The organism is Citrobacter sp. GW821-FHT07H02 (assembly GCF_059418505.1).
On sequence record NZ_JBWKPZ010000001.1, the window covers coordinates 75,876 to 98,114 of the forward strand.

The following is a 22,239-nucleotide window of genomic DNA, read 5'->3' on the forward strand; positions in this document are numbered from 1 at the left end:
AAATTCTATTGAGCACAAAAGAACAAATATAATTTTTATCAACTGGTGGTTATTTGACCGTTATAATTACGGCATGTTATTACAACGGCAAATAACATATTCTTTACAACAAGCGTGTTTTCCGTAGCGCCAGATAATCGAGCAATCCGCCGAACACAATGCCGCACACGGCGATCACAACGCCTGTTTCCAGCATCGCAGGCAGGAACGAGAAATTGGTGTAATCTGCAGCATTCATTGTCAGCAACAGCAGCCACACAACCAGCAAGCAACAGCCTGTTGTCAGCGTGAGCAAGGCCAGACTATAGGCTCTGCGAAATTCCGTTCGTGGAATAAAGTTTTCGCTTTCCCAACTGTGTTCCAGCGTTTGACGACAAACCAGAAGCAGCAGAAGCCCCGGAACGGCGGCGACGACGGAAAAGAGATAGAACGTTGGCCAGCCGTGGGCCTCTACAAACCAGCCCGCGACGGGGCCGACATAGACGCGGCCTACCGCAGAGAGCGCGGAGAGAAGGGCAAATTGAGTAGCGGAAAATGATTTGTTGCACAGGGTCATGAGCAGCGCGACAAATGCCGCCGTCCCCATACCGCCGCACAGGTTTTCGAAAAACACGGCCGCGCCCATGCTGAACATGTGCTTATCGGTGACAGACAGTAACCAATACCCGGCGTTTGAAGCGCCCTGAAGCATGCCGAAGATCAATAACGCGCGGAACAGCGAAAGACGCTGCATCAATACTCCGCCGTAAAGCGCACCGACAATGGTAGCCAGCAATCCCAGCGTTTTATTTACCACGCCAACTTCACCAGCGTCAAAACCGACGCCGCGAATCAAAAAGGTGGTGGTCAGGCTCATGGCGAAGGCGTCGCCCAGTTTATACAGCACGATGAGCAGCAAAATCAGCCAGGCATTGTTGCGACCAAAAAAGTCGCGCAATGGCGCCGCGACCGCCTGTTCCAGCGTTTTGGGTACCGGGATGCTATCGGCGGGTTCAGGGGCGAGCAGTGTGGCAATAATGCAGGGGAGCAGTAAGGCCGCCATCAGCCAGTACATGCCTTGCCAGCCGAGCCAGCGGTCTGCCATCCAGAGGGCCAGTCCACCGGAAACCAACATTCCCAGGCGATAACCTAACACGCTGATCGCTGCGCCAGTCCCACGCTCCTCGGCGGGTAACACATCGGTCTTCCAGGCATCAAAAACAATATCCTGCGACGCCGAGCAGAAGGCGATAACGACCGCCAGCGCGGCCATCCAGCGCAATTGCGTTCCGGGTTCCAGAAAACCCATTGCCGCAATTGAAATCAGCAACAGAAACTGTGTGGTGAGCAGCCAGCCGCGACGACGACCTAAAAAAGGCGGTGTGTAGCGGTCCATGATGGGCGACCAGAGAAACTTAAAAACGTAGGCCTGTCCCACTAAGGAAAAGAAACCAATGGTTTTAAGATCGATGTTCTCAACGGTCATCCAGGCCTGAAGTGTGCCTGACGTCAGCGCGAGAGGTAAACCGGAAGCGAACCCCAGAATCAACAGGATAGCGGAACGCGGTTGCTGAAATATACGTAAATAGTGACTGGACATGGGCTTCTACGGGCCCGGCGTATGCCGGGCCTGAGGGCAGAAATTAACGTGCGTTCTGCTTAATGAAATCGTGAACGCTGGTGTCCTGAGACATATCAGCGATGGTGTCGGTCAGCACGCTGTTAACCGCGTCAGCGATATTTTTGTTAGAGGCCTGCAGTGCGCCTTCGACAGAGTAGCTGGCACGGTAGTTTTTGGTCATCTTGTTCCCGTTTGCTGCGGTCGCGATGATAGCGATGTCAGCTTTGGTCGCGATGTTGTAGCGGACGCTGCCCTGAGACACATCGGCGTACAGTTGGCTAACAATGATTTGCAGGTTAACCGGACCGTTCGGTCCCACCATGTAGCCACGCGCAGTCATCTGTTTTTCCAGAACTTCTTGCAGCAAGAAACGCAGATCGCGAGACGCGGTCAGGGTAACCATTTGGTTGTCGCGGGTCACTTTTGCCAGCGCCTGATCCGGACGCTGATCGGCACCGTTAATGCTGACGGTAACTCCCATCAGACTCGGGTCCTGCTGTGGCAGGGAAATTTTGGGAGAGACATCAATCGTTGTTGGCGGTGTTGCGCATCCTGCCAGCATAACCAGAGCAACTAACGGAAAGAGGATTTTTTTTAACATGTTCGAACTCTCAGTGACTCTTAAGCGTAATAGAAATTAAGCGTGATAGAAAAAATTCACGCCATCATAACATCGCCAACGGCGAGGGGAAGAGCTCAACGCATGTAAATTCATTGCGTTGTCGGTTTTCTGACCCTCGGGGCACAATACCCCGGTTTTTGGCCCTCGATTGGGCAGATAAGTCAGTAAACTTCATACGTTTGAATGAGAAAATCAGACGAACGCTAAATTTTTGTTGTAAGAGTGTAATGGAAGCGGTAAAAGCGGCTAGTATTTAAAGGGATGGGTGACATCTCAGCGTTGTCGGAGGAGATATTTCATGATGATACGTGAGCAAATAGAAGAAAAATTAAGGACAACGTTCCAACCCGTGTTCCTTGAAGTTGTGGATGAAAGCTATCGTCACAATGTTCCGGCAGGCTCTGAAAGCCATTTTAAAGTTGTGCTGGTCAGCGATCGCTTCATTGGCGAACGTTTTCTTAATCGTCATCGGATGATTTACGGTACGTTAACGGCGGAACTCTCCACAACCGTACATGCGCTGGCTCTGCATACCTACACCATTAAGGAGTGGGAAGGATTGCAGGATACGATATTCGCGTCGCCTCCTTGTCGTGGAGCGGGAAGCATCGCGTAGAAAAACGCATTTGCAACAACTGACGCTTTTCCAGTATGTTGCTACAGATTATGTGAAAACGGCCTGCGGGCCGTTTTGTTTTGTCTGAATTTTGAACGGGCAGTACAGTATTCAGACAAAAATTAGCCGGGAATTGTGAAAAAAGCCGCAGCAACGCGCGATAACCGTTCTCGACTCATAAAAGTGATGCCGCTATAATGCGGCGTCTTATTTTTCGGAATGTCTTCGGGATGATTCTGACGACAGGGAATGTGATTGATTAAGAGAACATCCCAGTTCCGCTAAGCTAACAACCTGTGCTTGCGGAGTAGAGTTGACCGAGCACTGTGATTTTTTGAGGTAACAAGATGCAAGTTTCAGTTGAAACCACTCAAGGCCTTGGCCGCCGTGTAACGATTACAATCGCTGCTGACAGCATCGAGACCGCTGTGAAAAGCGAGCTGGTCAACGTTGCGAAGAAAGTACGTATTGACGGCTTCCGTAAGGGCAAAGTACCGATGAATGTTGTTGCTCAGCGTTATGGCGCTTCTGTTCGCCAGGACGTTCTGGGTGATCTGATGAGCCGTCACTTCGTTGACGCGATCATCAAAGAAAAAATCAACCCGGCTGGTGCTCCGAACTATGTTCCGGGCGAATACAAGCTGGGTGAAGACTTCACCTACGCGGTAGAATTTGAAGTCTATCCGGAAGTTGAGCTGACAGGTCTGGACGCAATCGAAGTTGAAAAACCGGTTGTTGAAGTGACTGACGCTGACGTTGACGTGATGCTGGATACTCTGCGTAAGCAGCAAGCGACCTGGAAAGATAAAGACGGCGCTGTTGATGCAGAAGACCGTGTTACTGTCGATTTCACCGGTTCTGTAGACGGTGAAGAATTCGAAGGCGGCAAAGCGACTGACTTCGTACTGGCAATGGGCCAGGGTCGTATGATCCCGGGCTTCGAAGACGGTATCAAAGGTCACAAAGCGGGCGAAGAGTTCACCATCGACGTGACCTTCCCGGAAGAATACCACGCTGAAAACCTGAAAGGTAAAGCGGCTAAATTCGTTATCAACCTGAAAAAAGTTGAAGAGCGTGAGCTGCCGGAACTGACTGCAGAATTCATCAAACGTTTCGGCGTTGAAGATGGTTCCGTAGAAGGTCTGCGTGCTGAAGTTCGTAAAAACATGGATCGCGAGCTGAAAGGAGCGGTACGTAACCGTGTTAAATCTCAGGCTATCGAAGGTCTGGTAAAAGCGAATGACATCGACGTTCCTGCTGCACTGATCGACAGCGAAATCGACGTTCTGCGTCGTCAGGCTGCTCAGCGTTTCGGTGGCAACGAGAAACAAGCTCTGGAACTGCCGCGTGAACTGTTCGAAGAACAGGCTAAGCGCCGCGTTGTTGTTGGCCTGCTGCTGGGCGAAGTGATTCGTACCAACGAGCTGAAAGCTGACGAAGAGCGTGTTAAAGGCCTGATCGAAGAGATGGCTTCCGCTTACGAAGATCCGACAGAAGTTGTTGAGTTCTACAGCAAAAACAAAGAGCTGATGGACAACATGCGTAACGTCGCTCTGGAAGAACAAGCTGTTGAAGCCGTTCTGGCGAAAGCGAAAGTGACTGAAAAAGCCACTTCCTTCAACGAGCTGATGAACCAGCAGGCGTAATTCGTTGCTTAAGTAGCACGAAATTCGCACAAAAGCCCGTCACCGCCCGGTGGCGGGTTTTTTTTTGTCACGCATTTTGCATGGGAAGAGTGCGAAAACAGCGTTTCAGTGTTAGCGTTACAACAAAAGATTGTTATGCTTGAATTATGGCGATGCCGTACCCATAACAGAGGGACTAGCTGATAATCCGTCCATAAGGTTACAATCGGTACAGCAGGTTTTTTCATTTTTTATCCAGGAGACGGAAATGTCATACAGCGGCGAACGAGATAACTTTGCACCCCATATGGCGCTGGTGCCGATGGTCATTGAACAGACTTCACGTGGTGAGCGCTCTTTTGATATCTATTCTCGTCTACTCAAGGAACGTGTCATTTTTCTGACCGGCCAGGTTGAAGACCACATGGCTAACCTGATTGTGGCGCAGATGCTGTTCCTGGAAGCAGAAAACCCGGAAAAAGATATCTATCTGTACATCAACTCCCCTGGCGGGGTGATTACCGCAGGGATGTCTATCTATGACACCATGCAGTTCATCAAGCCGGACGTCAGCACCATTTGTATGGGCCAGGCGGCCTCAATGGGGGCATTCTTGCTGACTGCAGGCGCAAAAGGTAAACGTTTCTGCCTGCCGAATTCTCGCGTCATGATCCACCAGCCTCTGGGCGGTTACCAGGGCCAGGCGACGGATATTGAAATTCATGCCCGTGAAATTCTGAAAGTGAAAGGGCGCATGAATGAACTTATGGCGCACCATACGGGTCAATCTCTTGAGCAGATTGAACGTGATACTGAGCGTGATCGCTTCCTCTCCGCTTCTGAAGCGGTGGAGTATGGATTAGTCGACTCGATTTTGACCCATCGTAATTGATGCCCAGGGCGCAAGTGTGCCGCTATAATATCTAAGGGCGGCACAACGCAGACAAGCGACTTGCGCCTGAGAATGGCATTTGCGTCGTCGTGTGCGGCACAAAGAACAAAGAAGAGGTTTTGACTCATGACAGATAAACGCAAAGATGGCTCGGGCAAATTGTTGTACTGCTCTTTTTGCGGCAAAAGCCAGCATGAAGTGCGTAAGCTGATCGCCGGTCCATCCGTGTATATCTGCGACGAATGTGTTGATTTATGTAATGACATCATTCGCGAAGAGATTAAGGAAGTGGCACCGCACCGTGAGCGTAGTGCGCTGCCGACGCCGCATGAAATTCGCAATCACCTGGACGATTATGTTATCGGCCAGGAGCAGGCGAAAAAAGTGTTGGCGGTCGCGGTATACAACCATTACAAACGTCTGCGCAACGGCGATACCAGCAATGGCATCGAGTTGGGCAAAAGTAACATTCTGCTGATTGGTCCAACGGGTTCCGGGAAAACGTTGCTGGCCGAAACGCTGGCGCGCCTGTTGGACGTACCGTTCACCATGGCCGACGCCACCACCCTGACCGAAGCGGGTTATGTGGGTGAGGATGTTGAGAACATCATTCAGAAGCTGTTGCAGAAATGCGACTACGACGTGCAGAAAGCACAGCGCGGTATTGTCTACATCGATGAAATCGACAAGATTTCCCGTAAATCAGACAACCCGTCTATTACCCGTGATGTTTCCGGTGAAGGCGTACAGCAGGCACTGTTGAAACTGATCGAAGGGACGGTTGCCGCAGTTCCGCCGCAGGGCGGTCGTAAACATCCGCAGCAGGAATTCTTGCAGGTTGATACCTCTAAGATTCTGTTTATCTGCGGTGGTGCGTTTGCGGGGCTGGATAAAGTTATCTCCCATCGCGTAGAAACCGGGTCGGGCATTGGTTTTGGCGCGACGGTGAAAGCGAAGTCTGATAAAGCCAGCGAAGGTGAACTGCTGTCGCAGGTTGAGCCAGAAGATCTGATCAAATTCGGTCTGATCCCTGAGTTCATTGGTCGTTTGCCGGTGGTCGCAACGCTGAACGAACTGAGCGAAGAAGCGCTGATCCAAATTCTGAAAGAGCCGAAAAACGCGCTGACCAAGCAGTATCAGGCGCTGTTTAATCTCGAAGGCGTGGATTTAGAGTTCCGTGATGAAGCGCTGGACGCTATTGCCCGTAAAGCGATGGCGCGTAAAACGGGGGCGCGTGGTCTGCGTTCTATCGTAGAAGCCGCTCTGCTCGACACAATGTACGATCTGCCTTCAATGGAAGATGTTGAAAAAGTGGTGATCGATGAGTCCGTCATCGGCGGCCAGAGCAAGCCGTTGCTGATTTATGGTAAGCCAGAAGCGCAGCAAGCATCTGGCGAATAATTAGCCATTTCATACAATCAGTTAATCAAAAAGGGGGGATTTTATCCCCCCTTTTATTTTTCCTGTAAACACGCCGTTGAATGTGTGGGAAACATCCCCATATACTGCTTACATGTTAATGGTCGTGTGAAACACAGTCACATAACCAGATTACCTGGCGGACACTAAACTAAGAGAGAGCTCTATGAATCCTGAGCGTTCTGAACGCATTGAAATCCCCGTATTGCCGTTGCGCGATGTGGTGGTTTATCCGCACATGGTCATACCCTTATTTGTAGGGCGGGAAAAATCTATCCGTTGTCTGGAAGCGGCCATGGACCATGATAAAAAAATCATGCTGGTCGCCCAGAAAGAAGCATCAACGGATGAGCCGGGTGTAAACGATCTTTTCACCGTCGGGACCGTGGCCTCTATTTTGCAAATGTTGAAACTCCCTGACGGTACCGTAAAGGTTCTGGTCGAGGGGTTACAGCGTGCGCGTATTTCTGCCCTGTCGGACAATGGCGAGCATTTCTCTGCGAAGGCAGAGTACCTCGAGTCGCCAGCCATTGACGAGCGCGAGCAGGAAGTGCTGGTACGCACCGCGATTAGCCAGTTCGAAGGCTACATCAAGCTGAACAAAAAAATTCCGCCAGAAGTGCTGACATCGCTCAATAGCATTGACGATCCTGCCCGCCTGGCCGACACCATCGCTGCGCACATGCCGCTTAAACTGGCAGACAAGCAATCTGTGCTGGAAATGTCCGACGTCAACGAACGTCTGGAATATCTGATGGCGATGATGGAGTCCGAAATCGATCTGCTGCAGGTTGAGAAGCGTATTCGCAACCGTGTGAAAAAGCAGATGGAGAAATCCCAGCGCGAGTACTATCTGAACGAGCAAATGAAAGCCATTCAGAAAGAACTCGGCGAAATGGACGACGCGCCGGATGAAAACGAAGCGCTGAAACGCAAAATCGACGCGGCGAAAATGCCGAAAGAGGCAAAAGAGAAAGCGGAAGCAGAATTGCAGAAGCTGAAAATGATGTCTCCGATGTCGGCAGAAGCGACCGTGGTGCGCGGTTACATCGACTGGATGGTGCAGGTACCGTGGAATGCGCGTAGCAAGGTCAAAAAAGATCTGCGTCAGGCGCAAGAAATCCTCGACACCGATCATTACGGTCTGGAGCGAGTGAAAGACCGCATCCTTGAATACCTCGCGGTACAGAGCCGTGTGAACAAAATCAAGGGGCCAATCCTGTGTCTGGTTGGACCGCCGGGGGTAGGTAAAACCTCTCTGGGTCAGTCTATTGCGAAAGCGACCGGTCGCAAATACATCCGTATGGCGCTGGGCGGCGTGCGTGATGAAGCTGAAATTCGTGGTCACCGTCGTACGTACATCGGTTCTATGCCGGGTAAACTGATCCAGAAAATGGCGAAAGTGGGGGTTAAAAACCCGCTGTTCCTGCTTGATGAGATCGACAAAATGTCGTCTGACATGCGTGGCGATCCTGCTTCCGCACTGCTTGAGGTGCTGGATCCTGAGCAGAACGTGGCGTTCAGCGATCACTACCTGGAAGTGGACTACGATCTCAGTGACGTGATGTTTGTCGCGACCTCTAACTCCATGAACATTCCGGCACCTCTGCTGGATCGTATGGAAGTGATCCGTCTGTCCGGTTATACCGAAGACGAGAAGCTGAACATTGCGAAGCGTCACCTGCTGCCGAAGCAAATTGAACGTAACGCACTGAAAAAAGGCGAGCTGACGGTCGACGATAGCGCCATTATTGGCATTATTCGTTATTACACCCGTGAAGCAGGCGTGCGTAGCCTGGAGCGTGAAATCTCCAAATTGTGCCGTAAAGCCGTTAAGCAGTTACTGCTGGATAAGTCACTGAAACATATTGAGATCAATGGCGATAATCTGCACGATTACCTCGGCGTACAGCGCTTCGACTATGGTCGCGCGGACAGCGAAAATCGCGTGGGTCAGGTGACGGGTCTGGCGTGGACTGAAGTGGGCGGTGATCTGCTGACCATCGAAACGGCCTGTGTACCGGGTAAAGGGAAACTCACCTATACGGGTTCTCTGGGCGAAGTCATGCAGGAGTCCATTCAGGCTGCGTTGACTGTGGTGCGTGCGCGTGCGGAAAAACTGGGTATTAATCCGGACTTTTACGAGAAACGCGATATCCACGTTCACGTACCAGAAGGCGCGACGCCGAAAGACGGTCCGAGTGCTGGTATTGCGATGTGTACAGCCCTGGTGTCCTGTCTGACCGGTAACCCGGTTCGCGCTGATGTGGCAATGACCGGTGAGATCACCCTGCGTGGTCAGGTGCTGCCTATCGGTGGTTTGAAAGAAAAACTGCTGGCTGCACACCGTGGCGGGATCAAAACCGTGTTAATTCCTGACGAAAATAAACGTGACCTGGAAGAGATTCCGGACAACGTTATTGCCGATCTTGATATTCACCCGGTGAAACGTATTGAGGAAGTTCTGGCGCTTGCGCTGCAAAATGAACCCTCTGGAATACAAGTTGTAACCGCAAAATAGTGACCTCGCGCAAAGAGCGCTAATAAAAACAGGGCTGGCAGGCCATTTCGGGCTTGCCAGCCTTTTTTTGTATCGCTAACTTAGATGCTGAATTAGGCTTGCCATCATTAACGGGTGTTGTAAGGGCATGGCAGGCCTGATATAACTGCTGCGCGGTCGCACTTTGAAGGATTCAGGTGCGATATAAATTATAAAGAGGAAGAGAAGAGTGAATAAATCTCAACTGATCGACAAAATTGCTGCAGGGGCTGATATCTCTAAGGCTGCGGCTGGACGTGCGTTAGATGCAATTATTGCTTCTGTTACTGAATCTCTGAAAGAAGGGGATGATGTTGCACTGGTAGGTTTTGGTACTTTTGCTGTTAAAGAGCGTGCTGCCCGTACTGGTCGCAACCCGCAAACAGGTAAAGAGATCACCATCGCTGCTGCTAAAGTGCCGGGTTTCCGTGCAGGTAAAGCGCTGAAAGACGCGGTAAACTAAGAGTGATCCCCCCAGGGGATGTGACAAAGTACAAGGGCGCATCATCAGATGTGCCTTTTTTATTTGTGATCCGGGACTTTCTACACGTTGTGGGCTGACAATTGCCCCCGTTTCTTGTCACAATAGGTCTTTCCGCGCAGCGTTCTGGAAACGCTATGCTGCGTGAGGTTTTACATCACCTACAGCGGAGTGTGGTTACACCATGATGGACAGCTTACGCACGGCTGCTAACAGTCTCGTGCTCAAGATTATTTTCGGTATCATTATCGTGTCGTTCATTTTGACCGGCGTGAGTGGTTACCTGATTGGCGGAAGCGATAACTACGCCGCAAAAGTGAATGGCCAGGAAATCAGCCGCGGGCAGTTTGAGAATGCGTTTAACAATGAACGCAACCGCATGCAGCAACAGTTAGGCGATCAGTTCTCTGAACTGGCGGCGAACGAAAGCTACATGAAAACGCTGCGTCAGCAGACGCTGAACCGTCTTATCGACGAAGCGCTGCTGGACCAGTATTCCCGCGAACTCAAACTGAACATCAGCGATGAGCAGGTCAAGCAGGCTATCTTCGCAACGCCAGCTTTCCAGGTCGACGGTAAATTTGATAACAACCGCTACAACGCGATTGTTAACAAGATGGGAATGACGGCCGATCAGTACGCGCAGGCGCTGCGTAACCAACTGACGACGCAACAGGTGATCAACGGCGTTGCAGGCACCGAGTTTATGCTTAAGGGCGAAACTGACGAACTGGCGGAGCTGGTTGCCCAGCAGCGTGTCGTTCGTGAAGCGACGATCGATGTGAATGCCCTGGCGGCGAAGCAGCAGGTTACCGATCAAGAAGTTTCCAGCTACTACGAGCAGAATAAAAATAGCTTTATGATGCCGGAGCAGTTCCGCGTGAGCTACATCAAGCTGGATGCCGCGGCGATGCAGGAGACGGCCAGCGATGCCGATATCCAGGCGTATTATGACCAGCACCAGGATCAGTTCACTCAGCCGCAGCGTAACCGTTACAGCATCATTCAGACCAAAACGGAAGATGACGCGAAAGCAGTACTGGATGCACTGAACAAAGGCGGTGATTTTGCCGCCCTGGCGAAAGAGAAATCCGCTGACATCATTTCGGCCCGTAACGGCGGGGATATGGGGTGGCTGGAAGACGCCACGACCCCGGATGAGCTGAAAAATGCCGGCCTGAAAGAAAAAGGCCAGTTGTCTGGCGTCATCAAATCGTCTGTCGGTTTTCTGGTAGCGCGTCTGGATGACGTCCAGCCTGCGAAAGTCAAGCCGCTGAGCGAAGCGCGTGACGACATTGCCGCGAAAGTGAAGCAAGAAAAAGCGCTGGATGCGTACTATGCGTTGCAGCAGAAAGTGAGCGATGCGGCGAGCAATGACAATGAATCTCTGGCGGGCGCAGAACAAGCCGCTGGCATGAAAGCCGTTGAGACAGGCTGGTTCAACCGCGACAGCTTACCGGAAGAACTGAATTTCAAACCGGTTTCTGATGCGATCTTTAATGGTGGTCTGGTAGGGCAGAACGGTACGCCGGGTAACAACTCCGACATTATCACCGTTGATGGCGATCGTGCCTTCGTACTGCGTGTTGCCGAGCACAAAGCAGAAGCGGTTAAACCGCTGGCTGAAGTGAAGGACCAGGTGACTGCGCTGGTTAAGCACAACAAAGCGGTGCAACAGGCGAAACTGGATGCGGACAAACTGCTGGTTGACCTGAAAGCCGGTAAAGGTGATGAGGCGATGAAAGCGGCTGGTCTGAGCTTTGGTGAGTCTAAAACGCTGAGCCGTACGGGTCAGGATCCGGTGAGTCAGGCTGCATTTGGTCTGAGCCTGCCTGCGAAAGACAAGCCCGTCTACGGTGTTGCCAATGACATGCAAGGTAACGTGGTTCTGCTGGCGCTGGATGCTGTGAAAGCGGGTTCAATGCCGGAAGAACAGAAAAAAGCGATGGTTCAGGGGATCACCCAGAACAACGCGCAAATTGTCTTTGAAGCACTGATGAGTAACCTGCGTAAAGCGGCGAAAATTAAAGTGGGTGATGCGCTGGAACAGCAGCAGTAATCGAGACGCTTCGCAAAAATTTGCAAAAAGTTGTAATCCCCAAAGGCCGCTTTCGCGGCCTTTTCCATTTCTGATATTTGCCATTTGTTCCTGTTTCTTCGCCCCGTTATCGTGGCTTCGCTGTTAATAAACAAGGAGAAACAGTATGAAACGTGGAATCAAAACTTTGCTGGTAGCGCTGTCTCTGACCTGTACTGGCGTGACAGGCAGTGCGCTGGCCGCTGAGTCAGCGGTAAAAAATCCGGCAGTACAAACTAAGGCTGAGGCACCTGCTACGGCGCAAACTAAAGCGTCAGTCCCTGCGAAAGCCAGTGATGAAGAAGGCACCCGGGTGAGTATCAATACTGCTTCAGCAGAGGAATTAGCGCGGGCAATGAATGGCGTTGGGCTGAAAAAGGCGCAGGCTATCGTCAGCTACCGGGAAGAGTACGGCCCGTTTAAAACCGTTGATGATTTAAAACAGGTGCCTGGGATGGGGAATTCTCTGGTGGAACGTAACCTGGCAGTTTTAACACTTTAATCACTTGCGTAGTGGCAAAAATTTGCCATGCTATAGAGGTCATACCAGTTGTGGCCTCTATACAGTCATCTTACCCATAAAAACAAACTAAGGTTTCTGCGCTATGCAAACACAGATTAAAGTCCGTGGTTATCATCTCGATGTCTATCAGCATGTCAACAATGCCCGCTATCTTGAGTTTCTGGAAGAGGCGCGCTGGGACGGCCTGGAAAACAGCGACAGCTTTCAGTGGATGACGGCCCATAACATCGCTTTTGTGGTGGTAAACATCAATATTAACTACCGTCGCCCGGCGGTGCTGAGTGACCTGCTGACCGTGACCAGTCAGGTGCAGCAAATCAACGGTAAGAGCGGTGTGTTAAGTCAGGTCATCACGTTGGAGCCAGAAGGACAAGTCGTGGTGGATGCGCAGATTACGTTTGTGTGTATTGATTTGAAAACGCAGAAAGCGCTGCCTTTGGAGGGGGAGTTACGCGAAAAGCTGGAGCAGATGGTGAAGTAACGTCTTATTGCCTGAGAGGGCTTTGCTTACCAGGCCTACGGGATCATTATTCGTAGGCCGGATAAGGTGTTTACGCTGTCACCTGGCAAAACCGACAGAAATTACTTCAGTCCGGTTTTCTGCTTCATCGCCGCCATTACTGCAGGTTTATCTGCCAGATAATGGGTCAGTCCGTTAGCTCGCAGGGTACAGGCGGCACAGTGCCCACAGCCGTCGCCTTTGATCCCGTTATAGCAGGTCAACGTCTCCTGACGTACAAGATCCAGTTTGCCCCAGTAATCGGCCAGCGCCCAGGTTTCGGCTTTATCAATCCACATTAATGGCGTTTCAAAGCGGATATCCTTTGCCATACCCAGGCTGACAGCGTGATTTAGCGCTTTGACAAATTCATCGCGGCAATCGGGATAACCGGAGAAATCCGTTTCACAAACACCGGTGATCACCGCCTCAGCCTTTAGCTGGTAGGCGTAGATGGCCGCCAGCGTCAAAAACAGGATATTGCGACCAGGCACGAATGTGTTGGGAATGCCATCCGCGTCCGGTTCGTAGTCCGGCACCGGAATGTTGTCGCGAGTCAGGCTGCTGATCGCCAGTTCGTTCAGTAGCGTGACATCGAGCACTTTGTGCGAACGGGCGCCGAGTTTTAAGGCCAGGTCACGTGCGACATCAATCTCAGCGCGATGGCGCTGACCATAATCAAAGGTGACGCAATGGACTTCATCATATTGATGTAGTGCTTGCGCCAGGCAGGTTGTGGAGTCCTGACCCCCACTGAATACTACGACGGCACGTTTCATGGCTTATCCTGAAAAATGATAAAACGCTATGGTAGCGTCTGAGGAGGATGCCGACCAGCTTCTTCATGATGAGGGGGCGGCAGCCATGCTTCGGTGAAGTCAAACCAGCCTCGTGCGTTGAGTCGGACCCCATTGACGCCCGGTGGCGCGCTAATGCGATAGTGGTAATTGAAGAGCGGTGTGAGCGTGGCATCATTCATCAGGTTTGCGAACACCTGCGCAAGTGCAGCATAACGATCTCTTTCGTCGGGTTGAATCTGTAGCGCATCCAGCGTTGCCTGCAGATGGGAAAAGGCGGGAGCGTCTAAGACATGCGGCCAGAGCTGATCGCAGCGTAGCCATTGCTCAAGCGTGTACTCTGGCGCTTCGCCAATAAGTCTGTCGCCCATCATCAAATCGGCATCCGCCAGAACAGCGCTGTTGTCCCAGTTCTTAGCATTATGAAAAATAAGCGTTAATTCACAGCCGAGCGTGGCCAGATAGTGTTTGAGCTGTTCTGCCATGGTATGCAGCTCAACGGGCAGATGGTAGACCAGCGTGAGCCTTTCCGGCAGTTCTACCTCATCCAGGCTTTCCCACTGGGGCATGGTCCAGTCGGGCAGTAACGCCTGGCTCGGCGTAATCAAATTTTCATCAACAGGCAGTGTTTGCAGGAGCGATGTGTGATGAATGATATCCACCAATCTTCTCGCCTGTTGCACGCTCAGCCTCGCCCCTTTCTTGAGTGTTAAATAGCAAAATCCGAGGCTGATGCCGCTACTCACCTGAGTGAGCGTGGTCAGCTCTTCTCGTTTCCCGATCGCGATCTGCACTGGGTGACGGCAACTGGTCCCCAGGTCTTGTGCGAAAAGTTGCGGTGTTATCCAGTATTCAACCGCCTTTAGCAGCGGGTGGCTCCGATGATAATGATCGTGACTTTCAAGGCGGACCAGCTCCGGCGTAAATAATGCCAGCCGGAAAGGACCGGTACCGACCAGCGGTTGCTGTGGATGCGCCAGATGGCTGCAGTAGCTCGCCAGGCGGTGCGCCAGCCAGTAATCAGGTCGATGCAGAATGAACGTCAGACATTGCGGGTGGCTAATCTCAATACGCTTCACGCTAATGAATAATTTATTGAGCGCCGGGAGGTTGAGCAGCATCAGTAGCCGTTCATGTAGCTGCGAGGTTGCCACCACATCGCCATTGTGCCAGTAAAGTGTCGAGCGAATATAAAAATCCCAGCGTAACCCATCGGGGGAGACATCCCAGTGATGTGCCAGGTCTCCGCAAGGACGCTGATTATGACTGTCGAAGCGGGTTAATCCGGAGAAAATCTGCCCGGCAAGATGTTGTTCCGCGCGCCCGGGGAGGAATCCAGGATGGAGCGGATCAAGCGGACGATAATAGGGAATACGTAGCGTCGGCGTATCGTTTTGCCATTGCCCGCCCATAAACGGTTGCAACATTGTGCGCAGTTCGCCTGGCGCCAGTTGCGCCAGCTCCAGCACATTGAGTTGCTGCCCTTTCTCCAGCGCTTGCTCCATCATGGTATTGCGCAATGATTCTGGCGTGACCAAAAAACGGAGTTGCCCGCGTTTACCCCGCCCGGACTGCGACTCCCACGTCAGCCATCCTGCGTCCTGCGACTGGCGCAGCAGCGTCCGCACATGACGTTCGCTACAAAAACAGCGTTCAGCCAGTTCGCTCACGGTCACAAGCTGAGGTTCGCCAGCGGAAGGTTGCCAGAGGCGCTGGTATTGTTTGAGTCGATTGAGAAGTCGCATAAACCCGGAACAATTCCTTTTATCTATTCACTATTACTTCCGTATATATCAGGTGATACTGAACCACAAGTTAACTGTGTCACAGAGTGGAGAAAGAGATGGCTCGTCTGGCAGCATTTGATATGGATGGCACGCTACTGATGCCAAACCACCATTTGGGCGATGAAACCCTTTCAACACTGGCGCGGTTGCGCGAACGCGACATTACCCTGACCTTTGCGACGGGTCGACATGTACTGGAGATGCAGCATATTTTGGGCTCGTTTTCGCTGGAAGCCTTCCTGATCACCGGTAACGGTACGCGCGTTCATTCGCTGGAGGGCGAAGTGTTGCATCGCCAGGATCTTGACCCGGCCATCGCGGATATTGTGCTGCATCAGGCGTGGGACACGCAGGCCAGCATGCATATTTTCAATGACAATGGCTGGTTCACCGGACAGGAAATCCCGTCGATATTGCATGCGCACGTCTACAGCGGATTTCGGTATCAGATAGTGGATGTCAAACGGATCCCGGCCCACGAGGTGACGAAGATCTGTTTCTGTGGCGATCACGATGATCTGATCCGGCTTGGTATTCAATTGAACGACGCGCTGGGCGAGCGGGCAAACCTCTGTTTTTCCGCAGTCGATTGCCTGGAAGTGTTACCGTTAGGCTGCAATAAAGGTGCCGCCCTGAAGGTACTGAGCAATCATCTGGGTTTTACAATGGCGGAGTGTATGGCGTTTGGCGATGCCATGAACGATCGTGAAATGCTGGGGAGCGTCGGACGCGGTTTGATCATGGGTAACGCCATGCCGCAACTGATTGCCGAGCTTCCGCATTTATCGGTGATTGGGCATTGCCGTAATCAGGCTGTCTCTCACTATTTAACGCATTGGCTGGATAATCCACATCTACCTTATTCCCCCGAATGAGAGATCCCTTCCAGCAAGCCAGACATGAACAGTCATTGTCTGGCTTTTTTTATGCGGGTTTAGCGGACGTTCAGCATCCCGGCAAGTTCAGCCTGCCACGGCGCTAAATCGCCGATCTGCGCGCTGACCCAGGCCTGATTGTAGTAAGTGTCGAGATAACGTTCGCCGCTGTCACACAGCAACGTAACGAGAGAACCTGTTTCTCCGGCATCGCGCATACGGGCTGCGAGTTGCAGCGTTCCCCACATATTGGTGCCGGTTGAGGCCCCCACTTTACGACCCAACTGCGTTTCCAGCCAGTGCGCGGTCGCGATGCTGGCAGCATCCGGCACGCGCAACATCTCATCCACCACATCCGGAATGAAAGACGGCTCCACACGTGGACGGCCGATACCTTCGATTTTGCTGCCGACCGCACTGCGCAATGTGGCATCACGTTCCTGCCAGTAGGGTAAAAAGACCGAGTTTTCCGGGTCAACGACCATCAGACGCGTGTCGTAGCCCTGGCAGCGAATATAGCGGCCAATGGTGGCCGAGGTCCCGCCCGTGCCTGCGCTCATGACAATGTGTCTGGGCACCGGGTTTGGCTCGCACTGCATCTGACGAAAAATACTGTCGGCAATGTTGTTATTCCCGCGCCAGTCAGTCGCGCGTTCAGCATAGGTGAACTGATCCATATAGTGACCCTTCAGTTCACGCGCCAGCTGTTCTGAGGCGGCGTAAATCTCGCAGGCGCTTTCTACAAAATGGCAGCGACCGCCGTAAAACTCTATTTGTTCAACTTTGCGTTTTGCCGTACAGGAAGGCATGACGGCGATAAAGGGCAGACCCAGAAGGCGAGCGAAATAGGCCTCGGAAACTGCGGTTGAACCCGATGATGATTCAATGATTGGCGTACCTTCTTTGATCCAGCCGTTACACAGTCCGTACAGGAACAGTGAACGCGCCAGTCGATGCTTCAGACTGCCGGTGGGGTGCGTACTTTCATCTTTCAGATAGAGCTGAATCCCCGGGAACGCAGGCAGCGACAGCCGGATGAGATGCGTATCTGCTGAACGCTGGTAGTCAGCGTTAATTTCATTAATGGCGTTTTTAACCCAGGCGTTATTCATCGGTGTTTTCCATTTGTCATTTTGTGCCCAGATTAGCGGAAAGCACAGAAAAAATTGTTGCCATTTAACCTTTAAAATAGAATGTAAGGAGAAAATTCTTCTCTGTGAGGTGGGCATGTTAGATAAAATTGACCGTAAGCTGCTCGCCTTGCTGCAGCAGGACTGTACCCTCTCTTTGCAGGCGTTAGCCGATGCCGTTAATCTGACCACCACACCCTGCTGGAAACGACTAAAACGTCTGGAAGATGACGGTGTTCTGGTGGGCAAAGTTGCGTTGCTGGACCCTGAAAAGCTGGGGTTGGGCTTAACGGCCTTCGTGCTGATAAAAACGCAGCATCACAGCAGCGAATGGTACTGTCGATTCGTGACCGTGGTCACCGAGATGCCGGAAGTTCTGGGCTTTTGGCGCATGGCAGGTGAATACGACTATCTGATGCGGGTCCAGGTGGCGGACATGAAACGCTATGACGATTTCTACAAACGCCTGGTGAACAGTGTTCCCGGACTGTCAGATGTCACATCAAGCTTTGCGATGGAACAGATTAAATATACTACCGCTCTACCCATTGAATAATTCTCCCGGCGTTGATTGCCGGAAATCATGTCAGGAAAGAATACGTGCGATTATTTGTTCAATTAAGCTGGTACTTTCGCCGGGAGTGGCGTCGCTATCTCGGTGCTGTTGCCCTGCTTATCATCATTGCTATCCTGCAACTGATCCCGCCTAAGGTGGTCGGCATTGTCGTGGATGGCGTAAGCGCACAACGCTTTACCACCGAACAGGTGTTGATGTGGGTGGGAACCATCGCGCTGATTGCTGTCGTGGTCTATTTATTACGCTACGTCTGGCGCGTTCTGCTGTTTGGGGCGTCCTATCAACTGGCCGTGGAGTTGCGTGAAGATTATTACCGTCAGCTCAGTCGTCAGCATCCTGAATTTTATCTACGACATCGCACCGGGGATTTAATGGCGCGCGCCACCAATGACGTGGACCGCGTGGTATTTGCCGCCGGGGAAGGGGTGTTAACGCTGGTGGACTCACTGGTCATGGGCTGTGCCGTATTGATTGTGATGTCCACGCAAATCAGCTGGCAGCTGACGCTGTTTGCCTTGTTACCGATGCCGATTATGGCGCTGATGATTAAGCGCTACGGCGACCGGCTACACGAGCGTTTCAAGCTTGCGCAGGCGGCATTTTCCAGCCTTAACAATCGGACTCAGGAGAGCCTGACCAGCATTCGGATGATCAAAGCGTTTGGTCTGGAGGACCGGCAGTCGGCGCTTTTTGCGGCCGACGCGGCGGATACCGGCAAGAAAAACCTGCGAGTCGCCCGTATCGACGCCCGATTTGATCCGACGATTTATATTGCCATTGGTATGGCAAACCTGCTGGCGATTGGCGGCGGCAGTTGGATGGTGGTCCATGGCGCGTTGACGCTCGGGCAACTGACCAGCTTCATGATGTATCTCGGTCTGATGATCTGGCCGATGCTGGCGCTGGCGTGGATGTTTAATATCGTTGAGCGAGGCAGCGCCGCTTATAGCCGAATTCGCGCCATGCTGGCGGAAGCACCGGTGGTGAATGATGGTGCAGAGCCCGTACCGGAAGGGCGTGGTGAGCTGACAGCGGCGATTGGCGAGTTCCGTTATCCGCAGGCGGCGCATCCCGCGTTGGGAGAGGTCCATTTTCACCTCAAGCCCGGCCAAATGCTGGGGATTTGTGGACCGACAGGCGCCGGGAAAAGCACGGTACTTTCGTTGATCCAGCGTCATTTTGACGTCACGCAAGGTGATATCCGTTTTCACGGCATTCCGCTGACACAGTTGCAACTGGATAGCTGGCGTAGCCGACTGGCCGTGGTCAGCCAGACACCGTTTCTGTTTTCAGATACGGTCGCCAACAACATTGCGCTGGGATGCCCAAACGCGACGCAGGACGAAATTGAACATGTTGCACGTTTAGCCTGTGTTCATGAGGACATTTTACGTTTGCCACAGGGTTACGACACCGAAGTCGGCGAACGTGGGGTCATGCTTTCCGGCGGGCAAAAACAGCGTATTTCCATTGCCCGTGCGCTGTTGCTCAATGCGGAGATCCTGATTCTGGATGATGCTCTGTCGGCCGTGGATGGTCGTACGGAGCATCAGATTTTGCATAACCTGCGCCAGTGGGGAGAGGGGCGTACGGTGATCATTAGCGCGCACCGCTTGTCCGCCCTGACGGAAGCCAGCGAAATTATCGTGATGCAGCATGGGCACATTGCTCAGCGGGGCGAGCATGACGATTTAATCCAGCAACCCGGCTGGTATCGCGACATGTACCGTTATCAGCAGTTAGAAGCCGCGCTGACGGACGCCCCTGAAATGCCAGAGGAGGCGGCGAATGCGTAGTTTTGGACAGTTATGGCCAACGCTGAAAAGGCTGCTGGCGTACGGTTCTCCGTGGCGAAAACCGCTTTCCATTGCGGTGGTCATGCTCTGGGTCGCCGCGGTGGCGGAAGTGAGTGCACCGCTGCTTATCAGCTATTTCATTGACCATCTGGTGGCGAAAAACAATCTGCCGTTGGCAATGGTGGCGGGGTTGGTAGCGGCCTACATTGGCTTACAGCTGCTGGCGGCCGGTCTGCATTATGCGCAGTCGCTGTTGTTTAATCAGGCAGCCGTTGGCGTCGTGCAACAACTGCGTACCGACGTGATGGACGCGGCGCTCCGCCAGCCGTTGAGCGAGTTTGATACCCAACCTGTCGGGCAGTTGATCTCTCGCGTCACCAATGACACCGAAGTGATCCGCGACCTTTACGTTACGGTGGTGGCGACGGTGTTGCGCAGCGCCGCGTTGATTGGCGCGATGTTAGTGGCGATGTTCAGCCTGGACTGGCGCATGGCGCTGGTGGCGATGGCGATTTTCCCCGCCGTGCTGGTGGTGATGGTGATTTACCAGCGTTACAGCACGCCGATCGTTCGCCGTGTGCGAGCGTATCTGGCGGATATCAATGACGGTTTCAATGAAGTCATCAACGGCATGAGCGTTATTCAGCAGTTTCGCCAACAGGCGCGCTTTGGGGAACGCATGGGAGAGGCCAGCCGTTCGCACTACATGGCGCGGATGCAGACTCTGAGGCTGGATGGCTTTTTACTGCGCCCGTTGCTGAGTCTTTTCTCGGCGCTGATTTTGTGTGGACTGCTGATGTTGTTCAGTTTTACGTCGGCGGGCACCATCGAAGTCGGGGTGTTATATGCGTTTATTAGCTACCTCGGGCGGCTGAACGAGCCGTTAATTGAACTGACGACGCAACAATCCATGTTGCAGCAGGCGGTTGTGGCGGGGGAGCGCGTTTTTGAACTGATGGATGGCCCCCGTCAGCGTTATGGTGACGATAACAGACCGCTGCGGAGCGGGAGAATCGACGTTGATCATGTTTCGTTCTCCTACCGTGACAATAATCTGGTGCTGCAGGACGTCAGCCTGTCAGTGCCTTCCCGTGGTTTTGTGGCACTGGTCGGGCATACCGGGAGCGGTAAGAGTACGCTCGCCAGCCTGTTGATGGGCTACTATCCGCTGACTCAGGGCGAGATTCGTCTGGACGGGCGGCCACTCTCTACGCTGGGTCACAGCGTTCTGCGTCAGGGCGTGGCAATGGTGCAGCAGGATCCGGTGGTGATGGCCGATACGTTCCTGGCAAACGTCACGCTGGGCCGCGATATCTCGGAAGCGCGCGTCTGGCAGGCGCTGGAAACCGTCCAGCTGGCGGAACTGGCGCGCGGCCTGAGTGACGGTATCCATACGCGTCTGGGCGAGCAGGGAAACACCTTGTCGGTGGGGCAAAAGCAACTCCTGGCGCTGGCGCGCGTGCTGGTTGAGACGCCTCAAGTGCTGATCCTGGATGAAGCGACGGCCAGTATTGACTCGGGGACCGAACAAGCGATTCAGCAGGCGCTGGCGGCTGTTCGTGAGCACACAACGCTGGTGGTGATTGCGCACCGGTTGTCGACGATCGTCGAGGCTGACACCATTCTGGTGCTGCATCGCGGTCAGGCGGTTGAATGTGGCACCCATCAACAATTGCTGGCAGCGCAGGGGCGTTACTGGCAAATGTATCAATTACAGTTAGCCGGGGAAGAGCTGGCCGCCAGCGCGCGTGAGGAATCGCTTACCGCCTGATGCACCAGCGTTGCCCGCCACTCCCGCGGGCGGTGCAAAAATGAAACGCATCATGCACTGGCATGGTGCGTTTTTTGTTTCCCGCTTCGCTTATGACGCACTTTACATTTCTCCCTCTCTGGTTTGTTGCCTGTTTTTTGTGCAGTCTCGTGCCGGAATGGCGCATTTCTCAATGTGGCACACCCCTTGCAACAGTTCCTTCGTGTCGCTGCAGCTATTACCCATTTCAGACAGGAGGGGATCTATGAAGCTGGTTACCGTGGTAATCAAACCGTTCAAACTGGAAGACGTTCGTGAAGCGCTGTCTTCCATAGGCATTCAGGGGTTAACGGTCACTGAAGTGAAAGGTTTTGGGCGTCAGAAAGGGCATGCCGAGCTGTACCGCGGCGCGGAATACAGCGTCAACTTTCTACCAAAGGTAAAAATTGATGTGGCCATCGCGGACGATCAGCTTGAGGAGGTGATCGATATCATCAGCAAGTCTGCGTGGACCGGAAAAATTGGCGACGGCAAAATTTTCGTTGCTGAACTGCAACGCGTTATTCGTATTCGTACCGGTGAAGCCGACGAAGCGGCACTGTAACTTTCAGGCTACACAGTGATAGGAACGAAA

19 protein-coding genes are annotated in these 22,239 nt (G+C 52.7%); 14 read left to right on the forward strand and 5 right to left on the reverse strand.

Annotated elements, in window-relative coordinates:
* Positions 1-103: 103 nt before the first annotated feature.
* Together ampG and AC07NP_RS00375 are read right to left on the reverse strand one after the other, a co-directional pair.
* Positions 104-1,579: a muropeptide MFS transporter AmpG gene (gene ampG / locus AC07NP_RS00370; protein ID WP_494659231.1), complete on the reverse strand. Its 1,476-nt coding sequence runs from the start codon at positions 1,577-1,579 to the stop codon at positions 104-106.
* Positions 1,580-1,622: 43 nt separating this feature from the next.
* Positions 1,623-2,201, reverse strand: a complete 579-nt coding sequence (locus AC07NP_RS00375) for a lipoprotein (protein ID WP_162378947.1) — start codon at positions 2,199-2,201, stop codon at positions 1,623-1,625.
* Between the two features lie 319 nt (positions 2,202-2,520).
* On the opposite strand from AC07NP_RS00375, the gene bolA reads away from it, so the two are divergent.
* The 9 genes from bolA (at position 2,521) to fadM (ending at position 12,875) form a co-directional block, all read left to right on the forward strand.
* Positions 2,521-2,838: a transcriptional regulator BolA gene (bolA, locus tag AC07NP_RS00380; RefSeq protein WP_192611381.1), complete on the forward strand. Its 318-nt coding sequence runs from the start codon at positions 2,521-2,523 to the stop codon at positions 2,836-2,838.
* 347 nt (positions 2,839-3,185) lie between these two features.
* Complete coding sequence (gene tig, locus AC07NP_RS00385; RefSeq protein ID WP_192611382.1) at positions 3,186-4,484, forward strand: trigger factor; 1,299 nt, start codon at positions 3,186-3,188, stop codon at positions 4,482-4,484.
* Positions 4,485-4,731: 247 nt separating this feature from the next.
* A complete protein-coding gene (gene clpP / locus AC07NP_RS00390; protein WP_003021624.1) occupies positions 4,732-5,355 on the forward strand; it encodes an ATP-dependent Clp endopeptidase proteolytic subunit ClpP in 624 nt (207 codons plus the stop codon).
* 126 nt (positions 5,356-5,481) lie between these two features.
* The gene (clpX, locus tag AC07NP_RS00395; RefSeq protein WP_203358665.1) at positions 5,482-6,756 is read left to right on the forward strand and encodes an ATP-dependent protease ATP-binding subunit ClpX; all 1,275 of its coding nucleotides are present in this window, start codon (positions 5,482-5,484) and stop codon (positions 6,754-6,756) included.
* Positions 6,757-6,940: 184 nt separating this feature from the next.
* The gene (lon, locus tag AC07NP_RS00400) at positions 6,941-9,295 is read left to right on the forward strand and encodes an endopeptidase La (RefSeq protein ID WP_203358664.1); all 2,355 of its coding nucleotides are present in this window, start codon (positions 6,941-6,943) and stop codon (positions 9,293-9,295) included.
* A 190-nt stretch (positions 9,296-9,485) separates the two neighbouring features.
* Positions 9,486-9,776 carry a nucleoid-associated protein HU-beta gene (hupB, locus tag AC07NP_RS00405; protein WP_219352570.1) on the forward strand — a complete coding sequence of 97 codons (291 nt, stop codon included), beginning with the start codon at positions 9,486-9,488 and terminating at the stop codon, positions 9,774-9,776.
* A gap of 202 nt (positions 9,777-9,978) precedes the next feature.
* On the forward strand, positions 9,979-11,853 hold the full coding sequence (ppiD, locus tag AC07NP_RS00410; protein ID WP_494659232.1) for a peptidylprolyl isomerase: 1,875 nt from the start codon (positions 9,979-9,981) through the stop codon (positions 11,851-11,853).
* A 145-nt stretch (positions 11,854-11,998) separates the two neighbouring features.
* Entirely contained in the window at positions 11,999-12,373 is a 375-nt protein-coding gene (locus AC07NP_RS00415) for a helix-hairpin-helix domain-containing protein (RefSeq protein WP_494659233.1), read from the forward strand.
* 103 nt (positions 12,374-12,476) lie between these two features.
* Complete coding sequence (fadM, locus tag AC07NP_RS00420) at positions 12,477-12,875, forward strand: long-chain acyl-CoA thioesterase FadM (protein ID WP_203358661.1); 399 nt, start codon at positions 12,477-12,479, stop codon at positions 12,873-12,875.
* Between the two features lie 101 nt (positions 12,876-12,976).
* Here fadM and queC read toward each other — a convergent pair whose 3' ends face one another.
* Both queC and AC07NP_RS00430 read right to left on the reverse strand, forming a co-directional pair.
* Positions 12,977-13,672, reverse strand: a complete 696-nt coding sequence (gene queC / locus AC07NP_RS00425) for a 7-cyano-7-deazaguanine synthase QueC (RefSeq protein WP_494659234.1) — start codon at positions 13,670-13,672, stop codon at positions 12,977-12,979.
* Between the two features lie 26 nt (positions 13,673-13,698).
* The gene (locus AC07NP_RS00430) at positions 13,699-15,435 is read right to left on the reverse strand and encodes an SgrR family transcriptional regulator (RefSeq protein ID WP_494659235.1); all 1,737 of its coding nucleotides are present in this window, start codon (positions 15,433-15,435) and stop codon (positions 13,699-13,701) included.
* 98 nt (positions 15,436-15,533) lie between these two features.
* On the opposite strand from AC07NP_RS00430, the gene cof reads away from it, so the two are divergent.
* Positions 15,534-16,352: an HMP-PP phosphatase gene (cof, locus tag AC07NP_RS00435; protein ID WP_494659236.1), complete on the forward strand. Its 819-nt coding sequence runs from the start codon at positions 15,534-15,536 to the stop codon at positions 16,350-16,352.
* Positions 16,353-16,411: 59 nt separating this feature from the next.
* Here cof and AC07NP_RS00440 read toward each other — a convergent pair whose 3' ends face one another.
* Complete coding sequence (locus tag AC07NP_RS00440; protein WP_494659237.1) at positions 16,412-17,464, reverse strand: PLP-dependent cysteine synthase family protein; 1,053 nt, start codon at positions 17,462-17,464, stop codon at positions 16,412-16,414.
* A gap of 115 nt (positions 17,465-17,579) precedes the next feature.
* Here AC07NP_RS00440 and decR point away from each other — a divergent pair, with 115 nt between their 5' ends.
* The 4 genes from decR (at position 17,580) to glnK (ending at position 22,209) form a co-directional block, all read left to right on the forward strand.
* Complete coding sequence (gene decR / locus AC07NP_RS00445) at positions 17,580-18,038, forward strand: DNA-binding transcriptional regulator DecR (protein WP_192611392.1); 459 nt, start codon at positions 17,580-17,582, stop codon at positions 18,036-18,038.
* Positions 18,039-18,082: 44 nt separating this feature from the next.
* On the forward strand, positions 18,083-19,855 hold the full coding sequence (locus AC07NP_RS00450; RefSeq protein ID WP_494659238.1) for a SmdA family multidrug ABC transporter permease/ATP-binding protein: 1,773 nt from the start codon (positions 18,083-18,085) through the stop codon (positions 19,853-19,855).
* Positions 19,848-21,626, forward strand: coding sequence for a SmdB family multidrug efflux ABC transporter permease/ATP-binding protein (locus AC07NP_RS00455; protein WP_494659239.1), 1,779 nt, complete (start codon positions 19,848-19,850; stop codon positions 21,624-21,626). Before AC07NP_RS00450 ends, AC07NP_RS00455 begins: the two co-directional genes overlap by 8 nt.
* Before the next feature lie 244 nt (positions 21,627-21,870).
* The gene (gene glnK / locus AC07NP_RS00460) at positions 21,871-22,209 is read left to right on the forward strand and encodes a P-II family nitrogen regulator (protein ID WP_192611395.1); all 339 of its coding nucleotides are present in this window, start codon (positions 21,871-21,873) and stop codon (positions 22,207-22,209) included.
* Positions 22,210-22,239: the final 30 nt, after the last annotated feature.

What these genes read in the sequence shown, in the direction of transcription:
- ampG (WP_494659231.1), bottom strand. Translation starts at nt 1,579, where the DNA reads ATGTCCAGTCACTATTTACGTATATTTCAGCAACCGCGTTCCGCTATC.
- AC07NP_RS00375 (WP_162378947.1), bottom strand. Translation starts at nt 2,201, where the DNA reads ATGTTAAAAAAAATCCTCTTTCCGTTAGTTGCTCTGGTTATGCTGGCA.
- bolA (WP_192611381.1), top strand. Translation starts at nt 2,521, where the DNA reads ATGATGATACGTGAGCAAATAGAAGAAAAATTAAGGACAACGTTCCAA.
- tig (WP_192611382.1), top strand. Translation starts at nt 3,186, where the DNA reads ATGCAAGTTTCAGTTGAAACCACTCAAGGCCTTGGCCGCCGTGTAACG.
- clpP (WP_003021624.1), top strand. Translation starts at nt 4,732, where the DNA reads ATGTCATACAGCGGCGAACGAGATAACTTTGCACCCCATATGGCGCTG.
- clpX (WP_203358665.1), top strand. Translation starts at nt 5,482, where the DNA reads ATGACAGATAAACGCAAAGATGGCTCGGGCAAATTGTTGTACTGCTCT.
- lon (WP_203358664.1), top strand. Translation starts at nt 6,941, where the DNA reads ATGAATCCTGAGCGTTCTGAACGCATTGAAATCCCCGTATTGCCGTTG.
- ppiD (WP_494659232.1), top strand. Translation starts at nt 9,979, where the DNA reads ATGATGGACAGCTTACGCACGGCTGCTAACAGTCTCGTGCTCAAGATT.
- AC07NP_RS00415 (WP_494659233.1), top strand. Translation starts at nt 11,999, where the DNA reads ATGAAACGTGGAATCAAAACTTTGCTGGTAGCGCTGTCTCTGACCTGT.
- fadM (WP_203358661.1), top strand. Translation starts at nt 12,477, where the DNA reads ATGCAAACACAGATTAAAGTCCGTGGTTATCATCTCGATGTCTATCAG.
- queC (WP_494659234.1), bottom strand. Translation starts at nt 13,672, where the DNA reads ATGAAACGTGCCGTCGTAGTATTCAGTGGGGGTCAGGACTCCACAACC.
- AC07NP_RS00430 (WP_494659235.1), bottom strand. Translation starts at nt 15,435, where the DNA reads ATGCGACTTCTCAATCGACTCAAACAATACCAGCGCCTCTGGCAACCT.
- cof (WP_494659236.1), top strand. Translation starts at nt 15,534, where the DNA reads ATGGCTCGTCTGGCAGCATTTGATATGGATGGCACGCTACTGATGCCA.
- AC07NP_RS00440 (WP_494659237.1), bottom strand. Translation starts at nt 17,464, where the DNA reads ATGAATAACGCCTGGGTTAAAAACGCCATTAATGAAATTAACGCTGAC.
- decR (WP_192611392.1), top strand. Translation starts at nt 17,580, where the DNA reads ATGTTAGATAAAATTGACCGTAAGCTGCTCGCCTTGCTGCAGCAGGAC.
- AC07NP_RS00455 (WP_494659239.1), top strand. Translation starts at nt 19,848, where the DNA reads ATGCGTAGTTTTGGACAGTTATGGCCAACGCTGAAAAGGCTGCTGGCG.
- glnK (WP_192611395.1), top strand. Translation starts at nt 21,871, where the DNA reads ATGAAGCTGGTTACCGTGGTAATCAAACCGTTCAAACTGGAAGACGTT.